Origin of the sequence: Pseudomonas sp. PA1(2017), from assembly GCF_001945375.1 — a bacterium.
Taxonomy (GTDB): domain Bacteria; phylum Pseudomonadota; class Gammaproteobacteria; order Pseudomonadales; family Pseudomonadaceae; genus Aquipseudomonas.
Genome location: NZ_MSXU01000009.1, coordinates 46,970 through 56,144 on the forward strand (window position 1 = coordinate 46,970; position 9,175 = coordinate 56,144).

Below are 9,175 nucleotides of genomic sequence, written 5' to 3' on the forward strand. Positions count from 1 at the left end.
TATCGTGTGGCGACCATACGCCCCATCGCTTGCATAAATACCTCCTTTCATTGAGGCTTTCAGCTTAGCCAATCAGGAGGAAAGTAAATCTGTCCCCTGTTCTCGGTCCCCTTTCCTCGCCTTTTCCGTTCGCATAGCAGCAGCTGGGGTGAAATAAAGCCTAATGGCTAACGCCCTCAAAATCCATGAACGAGCGATATTTGCTAAACACACCGACTGTCGCTTCATCGCCGTCTATGAGCTTTTCATAAAAGGCTGGATCGTCCGCCCACTCCTTAAAAACTAAAGAACTGGCAGACCGCCCACCACCTTGAGGTAAATATGAAAGAGCCCAACATTTTGAGAGTGCACAATCAACAAGCTCAAAAAAATCCATTGGCACTGGCTTAGGATATTCATCATCCTCATCCAGAAAAACATAAACTAGCGGGGCATTGTCCCAAAAAACGATTCCATAAACCGTATATTCTCTACCCAACACAAGGCCAAAATCACCGGCAGGATAATTAATATAAGTCTCAAGCCTGAGTAAAACATCTGGATCCTGGATGCCATATAGATTATCTATCTTACAAACAACTTTCATAATTAATTAGAACCAGCTCGATAACGTGAAGGGTCTATAGGAGGATCTATAGATGGAACTGAAGGATCATTGCCCCATGGTTTTAAATTTTCAACACTATGCTTTTTGAACTTAAAATCCATCAGCTCGCCGGTTTTCGGGTCGCGCACATAATGCACCACTGAGTCCTGCCCATTTGCCGACTTAACTTTTAGCTCAATCTTCTCCATTCCAAAAAAATTTTTATCGTTAAGACTTTTTATAATTACTACCCCTTGGCCCTCCTTAGCCGCTTGTAGAGCCATCTCATCCTGAATACTTTTAGGCTGACGACTCCATTTATCTGCCTTGGAGGAGCCCGCCGGTTCTTTCGCACCGATAATCCCCAGAGCGACTGGCGGCTTGCCGCGGATTACTGCCCCAGCTCCTATCGCTTCGACTACTTCTTTGACAGTTAGCGCGGTTTTTACATAACCAGGCATCGCTTCGTAAATTGCTTTGGCGCTTTCTGCGTTTTCTGCCAAAACAAAATCAGTGAGCTGTGCCCTCTCATCGCTGCTCAACTCAGAGAATATTGGCAATCGGTTGATGGTGTTGGCAACATCCGACCCTGCATCTGCCATGGACAAAGCTGCATCAATACAGACCGGATTATTAGAACAGCTTTCAGCAATTGCCTCTTCACGGTTCTTCTTACTAATCTTTGCATACTTCTCATAAATTGGAAGTTTGTCGGCACCAATTTTATCAGCCGCCTCAAGCTCCTTATGCATATCTCTAACATTTTTTGAACTGAGAGCGTTATTAGCACTTTCAATCTGCGCCGCATTCGCCGCAACCGCAGCTTCGCCACCCGCAGCAGCCGTAATACCCGCAACAAGGCTACCAATGAGATTCAGGCGATTCTGCTTCTGTGCGTCCGTCATGCCCTCAGTCGTTTGATTGCTCAACTGATCAATCAAATTGTTCAGCACCACGCTCGCGCTGCCGCCCAAGGCGCCTGCTCCGCAACTCTGGCTTTGTGCTGCCGCACCGGCGCAACCGACGATGGCATGCAAAGCTGCGCGTGCTGTTTCGGATTTCAATTCATCAGCAATGCCTTTGACCTTTTCAGCTGCTAGGCCTTGGAGATAGCTGACAGCCGCGCCTTGCAGAAGCTGTGATCCCCCACCGGTGACATTGCCGCCAGCCGCACCAGTGATAGCGGAAACCAGAGTCCGACCTAGCCCACCAATCTCCCAAGTGGCATTGCTGTCAATGATGTTCTGGAGCTGAGCGATTTTTACTGGGTCACGCTGTTCAGCAGGCTTAGCGTTCTCCTCGGCCAACATCTTCTTGGCATCTGTAGAAACAGCCGCGCGCTGCTCTAAGAATGTGCCCACATTGCGCACGAACTGCTCGGTGATCTCAAAGCCAGCTTCGATCTCCTTGCGATCAAAGATCGGTTTGAGGGTGTTGCTGCCATCTCTATCACTGGAGACATCACGATTGACATCGGCTACGGCCTGCTCAGCGGTCTGGCCAGTGAGCGCTTGCTGCTTCGCCTCATCGGTGATGGTGATGGCGCCACCGCTGATACCGCTGTGGGTCGTGCTCTTGTCCTTGCCGCTGGCACTGAGCGCGATGGGTGTACCTGCACTCCCAGCCGCCTCTTGCTTGATGTTGTTGTCCTTATCCCTCTCTATCTCACCTTTTTCCTTGTCGCGAGCAGCAGTACTGTAGCTACCGCTCAGGCTGATGCTGGAGGCCTTGTACTCGGCTTTGTTCTCGATATCGGAATGGGTCAGGGTGCCGGTGGTAAGACTGTTCTTGCCGTCTGCGACTGCCTTGTCGTTGCTGGCAATAATGGCGCCCTTCAGATCGGTATTACCGCCAACCTTGATCTGGAAGCCGTCGTCGCCCGCTTTAATCCCCGTCTGTTGGCCGACGCTTGCATATTCACTGTTGATTTTCTGTTGGCTAACGCTGCCAGAGACAGTGGACACCCCGCCGCAGATCGGCGGAATGCAGAGGCTCAAACCAACCCCTGCGTTTTGTTGCTTGGATTTGTAGTTATCGATGTCCTGCTGGCTGGCCAGATTCAGATCGCCACCAATCTCACCAGTAACTTGCTTGGCAGTAACCACAGCGCCTTTCAGATTGGTGTCGCCACCACTGTTTAAAGCGACTTTTTCACCGGCATTTACCAACGTGTTGGCATGGGTGATCGCCTCACCTTCGGACGAGCCTCGGCCTTTGTTCGCAGCCAGTTCGATAGTGAAGCCGTTCTGCTGACCTACACCGAAACCAACGCCAGCACTCCAGCCGCTGTTACTGTTCTTGCCCTCCTGATTGGCCGTGTTCTGCGCAGAAACCAGATTGATGCTGCCGTCAGCATCGAGCGATACGTTGCGCCCGGCATCGATGGTGCTACCCACCACGTTCAGGTTGCTGGCATTGCCATCGCCTGTTGCCTTGATGGTGACATCGCGGCCCGCGGCCACGCTGCTCGCAACCACATTCTGGCCGGACTGGGTGCCCCCGCTCTGGCTTTGACTGTTACTCAGATTGACGCTGACCTTGATACCCGCGAAGTTGCCGGTCGCCAGGGTTTGAGCGCTCTGATACGCCTGATAACCACTCATTGCCGTATTGGCAGCTGCAAGTGCGGTCAGGCGGCCATCCTTGGTATCGCCGGCAGCATCGATCATGCGTTTGGCGCCTTGAACGGCCTCGATCAGCGGCACGCTAACGGTGCCGCCAACAGCAGTACGGTTGTAGCTTTGCTTCTGGCTGGAGCTCAGTAGGTCATAACCTGCTTCGATGTCGACACGCTTTGCCGTAATCGAAACATCACCCTTCGGCGCAATAACCTGGCTGGCCTGCTGGCGATAGGCTTCACCGGCCTTCAGGTCGACATCCCCGCCCAGCGAGGCAATCTGGCTACCGAGCTGTTGAGTGGTGCTGTTCTGGCTGCTTTGCTTGACGCTGACCACGCCGGTCGCACCCTGCCACCAACTACCGATCTCACCGGACTTCTTGGAGTTGGAGCGCGCGCTGGAGTCATCCTTGGCTTCACCGCTGGTGATCAGCAAATTGCGCCCTGCCGCTACGGCAACATCGCTATCGGCGACCAGGGTACTGCCACGCACCGCAGTGTCGCGGCCGCTGATCACATCGATGGTGCCACCGCTGAGCGTGCTGCCAACCTCCTGGGAGGATGACGACTGAGCACCTTTGGATTTCTGCTCGAGCGTAAAAGAGCCACTGGTGGCGAGTGAATCGAACACATGCCACTTCAAGGAACTGGACTTGCTGGCTTGGCTCGATTGCTGCGAGGCCACCGCAGTGCCTACGGAAACATCACGGCCGGCATCCAGGAGGATGGCATCGTCCGCGCGCAAGCTTGCGGCACGCAGAGCGATATCGTCCTTGGCTTCGATGACGACATTCTGACCGTCCAGGCGAGTACCGGTGAGCGTTGTGGCTTCGGAGCTGCTGCTTTTCGCCTTGCTGGAGAACAGGCCACTTTTGGCCTTGGCGTTGGCCTGACTGCTGGCGTTCTGAGCTGCATCCAGCACGACATCGCCACTAGCGCGCAGATAGATATCCGAATCGCTGATCAGCTGGGCACCGCGCGCAGCGACGTCGTTATCAGCACGCAGCGTCAGGTCACTTCCGGAAGTGATGTAAGAGGAGACAGCCTGGCTATTGGAAGACTCGGCCATCTGCTGCTTACTGCTGCTGAACATGCCGCCTTTTTTCTTCTTGTAGTAATAGCTGTAGTCGTAGTTCTGAGCAGCATCGAGGTCGATGTCGCCACCTGCGTAAAGGTAGGCCTCTTCGCCTGCGTGAACCTGGCTCGCGATAAGGGTAGTGTCATTGCCGGAAGCGCTTGTGAAATCACCGCCTGCTTCGATGACCGAGGCGACTTGCCGTACCTGCTGATTGCGGATATCGACTGTCTTGCCGCCGCTCTTGCGATACGACTGGAAGCTGCTTTCGTTGGCCGCCGACACCACCGCGATATCGCGATCCGCATTAAGGTCAACATCCTTGCCCGCCTTGACCTTGCTACCTACGACCAGAAGATCGCGCCCGGCTTTGGCTTGAAGATCTCCTCCGATCTGCACATCGCTGCCGTGCTGGGTCGTTTGGGAACCGTTGACCCTCAATTTCTTGTATTGGGAGTTGTAGGTATCCACCTCACTGACAACACCGAGGTTGATGTCTCGTTTGGCGCTCAAGGTGGCATCACCACCAGCCTTCAACACGCTACCCAGGTTGTTCAGGTCTCTACCGGCGTTCAGCTCGAGGTTGTTGCCCGCCTCGATTCGCGCAGCGTTATCAACGGATGCATGGCTGAAACTGAAACGACCGCTTTGCTCGGTATATCCAACGGAGCGCTCGTTGGTGATGTCGCCATTGACGGCAGTGAGGCTGACATCCTTGCCATTGATAATGCCGCCTTGGGCATTGCGAATGCTGTCCGTGGCCAGCAGTGCAAGACGGTTACCGGCCTGGATCAAACCCTGGTTACCGATATTGCTGGCACTCGCCGTAAGGTTACCGCTAGCACGCAGAGTGCCTTTGTTTGCAAGGTCACCACCGCTGATCAGGCTGACTTCGCTACCCTGAATAAGCGCCCCTGTAGGCGCGAGGCGGCCGCTCGCCTGAGCGAGGTAAAGCACTGGAACAAGTACCTTTTCGCCGTTCACTTCCTGCTCTTGCATCCACACGATGTCGTGGGTCAAGGCAGCGACCTGTTCGGCACTCAAGCCAACGCCGGGGACAAGGCTCAAGGCATCCTTGCTGGCAATGGCGTTGTCCATCAGATAGCGGTACATGGCCTCGTCGCTATCCAGCCCCGCGATAAATCGCTGACCGGTGCGTGCGACGACAGCGTCGCGTATCAGGCGTTGCTCATAGAGCCCGTCGCCTAGGCGCTTCTGAGCGGTATCCGGGTCGAAACCCAGGCGGCTCAGCAGGTAATCCGAATTGAGGAAGTTGCCCAGGTCAGCGAACGCCGGGTTGGTTTCGATCAGGTAGCGGTGCCCTGGCTTGGTACTGACCTGGAACAGGCCATTCTGCCCTTGAGGCAGACTGAAGCCAGGTTGAGCCAGTGGATCAACGGCCTGCTGCTTAACATCAGGCGGCAACTGGGCGTTGAGTGTGGCAGCAGGTTTGACGTCGCTGCTGACAGTCGTTTGGCCAACGCGGCTTGGGCCTTGCTCGATCTGCTCACCAGGGCGCAACAGGGTATTTTCGAGCGTTTGAGTGCCACTGATGTTAACGCGCCCGACAGCCTGAATAACCGAGTTGGCAACTTCACCACCATCAGTGGTTTTCACGATATTTGAATGACGAATACTGCCAATAGCAAATGAACCCAGCGGCATGGCAGTAGGGTTGTAGCTGGCGGAAGCAGGATTGTGATAGGCGTTATAGCGGTCAATATTGGTGAGAAGGCCATAGTAGTCAGGTCTGCTCTTTGTATAAACGTAGAAGTCGTAATAACGGGTTTCACCACCAGCGGCCCCGACACTTTTGAAGCTGACAGTATCGAGCTCGATGTAACCGCCAGCGGAAACCGTGCTGAAGCGGTTATCGAAACTTCCGCCGATGAAGTTCAGATTCCCACCGGAAATCAGGTTCGCACTTGCAGAATCCTGAGTGATTTTCAGTCCGTAAACTTCGTTAACAACATAAGATGCTTCGCAATGCTCGCCCTTACAGTTATCAGTACCTGTAAGCACTGCACGCCCACTGAGTTGGCTGACTGTTGAGTTGAAAACATCCTTGCGGTTAATCAACGCAGAGGCCGCCAGGCTCATATCGCCCGCGCTCTCGATCGTTCCGGAGATGTTCTCCAGTGAGGCTAATTGGCCAAGCGATTCATCCGTCGCAATGCTGAGTGCACCAAGGCTGTAAATATCACCTTTGTAGTTGGTAAGAGCGCCTACACGCAGGGCCATATCCGAGCCACTGAAGACCAGCCCCTGCTCGTTACGCAGCGAGTCACCCTCGATACGCAGCAGGCCTGCACCACCCAGCGTGCCGCGGTTGTCGAGGCTATCCAGCTTGAGAGACATGTCCTGCGCCGCGGTCAGGCGGCCACGGTTCAGCAACTGGCCGATTAGATCGAACTGGCCAACGCCACCACTCTTGACCTGGGCATCGGTACCGAACTCGGCGCTGGCAGCCTTGAAGGTCAGATCGCCCAGGCTGCGCAGGGCGCCATTGCCTGTGTAGCTGCCGGCGAGTGTCACGCCGAGTGTGCCATCGGTGGCGATGACGCCGTCGTTTACCCAGCTGTCGCCGGTGGCCACGATGCTCTGCCGGGAGATCAACTGCCCGGTGGCCGTTTGGGTGAACTGGCCAATATTCAGGGTCAGGCGTTCGGCCTGCAGCTCGCTGGTGTTGGTCCAGTCGGCAACATCCAGGGTCAGCTCACCATTGGTGATGAAGCGCCCACCGGCGCCGCCCAGGTCGGACAGACTCAGGTCGAACCCTTGGCTGCCAAGATGACGAACCGTGCCGCCCACGTTGGTCAGTGAGCCGCTGGAGAGACTGAAGGCGGCGTTGCCGATTTCCACCAAACCCTGACCGTTGTCGAACAGGCTGCCGATCTGGAAGTCGCTTTGGCCGGTACTGGCCAGCGCGCGCAGGCGCCCATTGTGATTCTGGGCGCTGTCAGCATCGAGTTTGAGGGACTGAGTGGATTCGATCAGGCCCTGATCGTTGGTCAGGGCACCCGTGAGTTTCATGTCAATGGCGTTGGCCGCCAGTGTGCCGCCCTGGTTGTCCAGCGCAGCGCCATCGACTTGCAGTCGGCCGGCCGTTACGACCTCACCTGCATGGTTGGTGACGTCACCGCCTTTGAGCGTCAGGTTCTTCTGGGCGATGAGCTGGCCTTGGCTGTTGTCGAGCTTTGCAGCCTGGATGGTGGCATCACCGGCACTCACCAGCTTGCCGGTACGGTTATCCAGCTCGTCAACGGTCGCATTCAGCGTACCGCGGGCGATCAGTTCGCCCCGGTTGGTAACGCGCTCGCTGTTGAGCACCAGTTGGCTGTTGGTTACCAGCGTGCCGTCTGCCTTGACGCCAGCTTCGACGATGCCCTGGTTCTCCAGCTCACCACCACCGACTTCAACCTTGCTCCCCGCTGCCAGGCTTTCCTTCACCACCGTTTTGTCGGTAGCAGTCACCGTCGCATTACGCCCCGCATAGGTATCGGCATTGAGCTCGACGCCCTTGGCCACCAGCGTGACGTCATTGCTGGCCGCCATGCGATTGGTGGTCAGTTGCCCGTTGGCATCGATCCGAATATCCCCGGCGCTGGCGGCCATATCACCGGCCAGTTTCACGCCTACACCGGCTTCGGTACCGACCAGGCGGATCGCACCGGCGTACATGCCGCCCAGGGCCGAGCTGTCGATGGCCAGTTGCGGCTGCGAGGAGCCGTCATCGGCCTTGGCGGTGGCCTGCAAGGTGGCAACATCGACCTCGTTACGGCCGGCGATGACGTTCAGGCGCTTGGCGTGGATCTCGGCGTTGATCTGCGCGCTGCGGGTGATCAGGTCGAACTGGTCGACGTTGCCCGCATTGAGGCCAGCGCCTTCGATGGCGATGTCGCCGCCGTTGACGTCGAAGCCCTGCAAACGACCGTTATTTACAACTGGAGCACCGGTGCTCAGGGTCGCGCGCGGGGTGTTGATGAAACCGCAACCATCGCAGGTGATGCCATGGGGGTTGGCGACGATGACGTGCGCTGCCTGCCCGGCCACTTCCGTGTAGCCCTTGAGCTGGCTGCGATTGCTGCCGGTCACTTCGTTGAGAATGACGCCCGCGGCGCCGCCGTGCAGATTAGGGTTACCGGTGATGTAGCCGCCCTGCTGGGTGGGTAAGAAAGCCTGGGTACCGTTGTTGAGGATCAGCCCCTGCCCGCCGACGTTGTAGTCGGTGAACTTGTTGTGCGACAGGCCACTGCCATTGGGCGTGGCGATATTGACGATGGGCACGCCATTACCGGCCTGGCCGATGCTGGTGTTGCCGCCCGCCTGGGCATCCACGGCCAGCTGCGCCGCCGAAGCGACGATGGGATTGAGGAACATCACGCCGGCAAGGATCAGGGCGATGTTCTGGAAGAAGGGGCTGCGAACGTCCATGTCAGGGTGCTCCAGGGCGTAAACGAATCAGAAAATCAGAAGAAAAGGTCGACGCGGAAATACACCGGGCGCTCGCCCTCGGTGATCACGTCGGGGCGCTCCAGGGAATGGGCGAAGGTCACGCTGGCGGCCAGGTGCTCGCCACGGGCACTGAACTCCAGGGCATGCCCGCTCAGGCGGCCGCTGCCCCCCGAGTTGTGCTCGTCGTGGCTGATCACGCCGACGTCATAGGCCAAGGCCGCGCCGTATTGCTGCACGAAGGGTTGCAGCGGCGCCCAGGTGACCGGCCGCGTCCAGCGCAGTTGGTTGCGCCAGTAACCGCCGCTGTCGCCGGACAGGCTCTGATCCTTGAAGCCACGCACCGAGTTGAGCCCGCCGATGCTGATGCGCTGGGAGCTGAACAGCACGTCTTCGCTCTTCTGGCCGGTGGCCAGGCTGTCGAAACTGAAACGCTCGCCCCACA

The 9,175-nt window shown here is 56.9% G+C and carries 3 protein-coding genes; all 3 read right to left on the reverse strand.

Features of this window, described 5'->3' with window-relative positions; translation table 11 throughout:
• Nucleotides 1-160: 160 nt before the first annotated feature.
• Nucleotides 161-586: a hypothetical protein gene (locus BVH01_RS07300; protein ID WP_075929716.1), complete on the reverse strand. Its 426-nt coding sequence runs from the start codon at nt 584-586 to the stop codon at nt 161-163.
• A 2-nt stretch (nt 587-588) separates the two neighbouring features.
• Nucleotides 589-8,712 carry a hemagglutinin repeat-containing protein gene (locus tag BVH01_RS07305; protein ID WP_075929717.1) on the reverse strand — a complete coding sequence of 2,708 codons (8,124 nt, stop codon included), beginning with the start codon at nt 8,710-8,712 and terminating at the stop codon, nt 589-591.
• A 35-nt stretch (nt 8,713-8,747) separates the two neighbouring features.
• A partial coding sequence (locus BVH01_RS07310) for a ShlB/FhaC/HecB family hemolysin secretion/activation protein (protein WP_139317837.1) occupies nt 8,748-9,175 on the reverse strand: 428 nt, incomplete at its 5' end.

What these genes read in the sequence shown, in the direction of transcription:
- BVH01_RS07305 (WP_075929717.1), bottom strand. Translation starts at nt 8,712, where the DNA reads ATGGACGTTCGCAGCCCCTTCTTCCAGAACATCGCCCTGATCCTTGCC.
- BVH01_RS07300 (WP_075929716.1), bottom strand. Translation starts at nt 586, where the DNA reads ATGAAAGTTGTTTGTAAGATAGATAATCTATATGGCATCCAGGATCCA.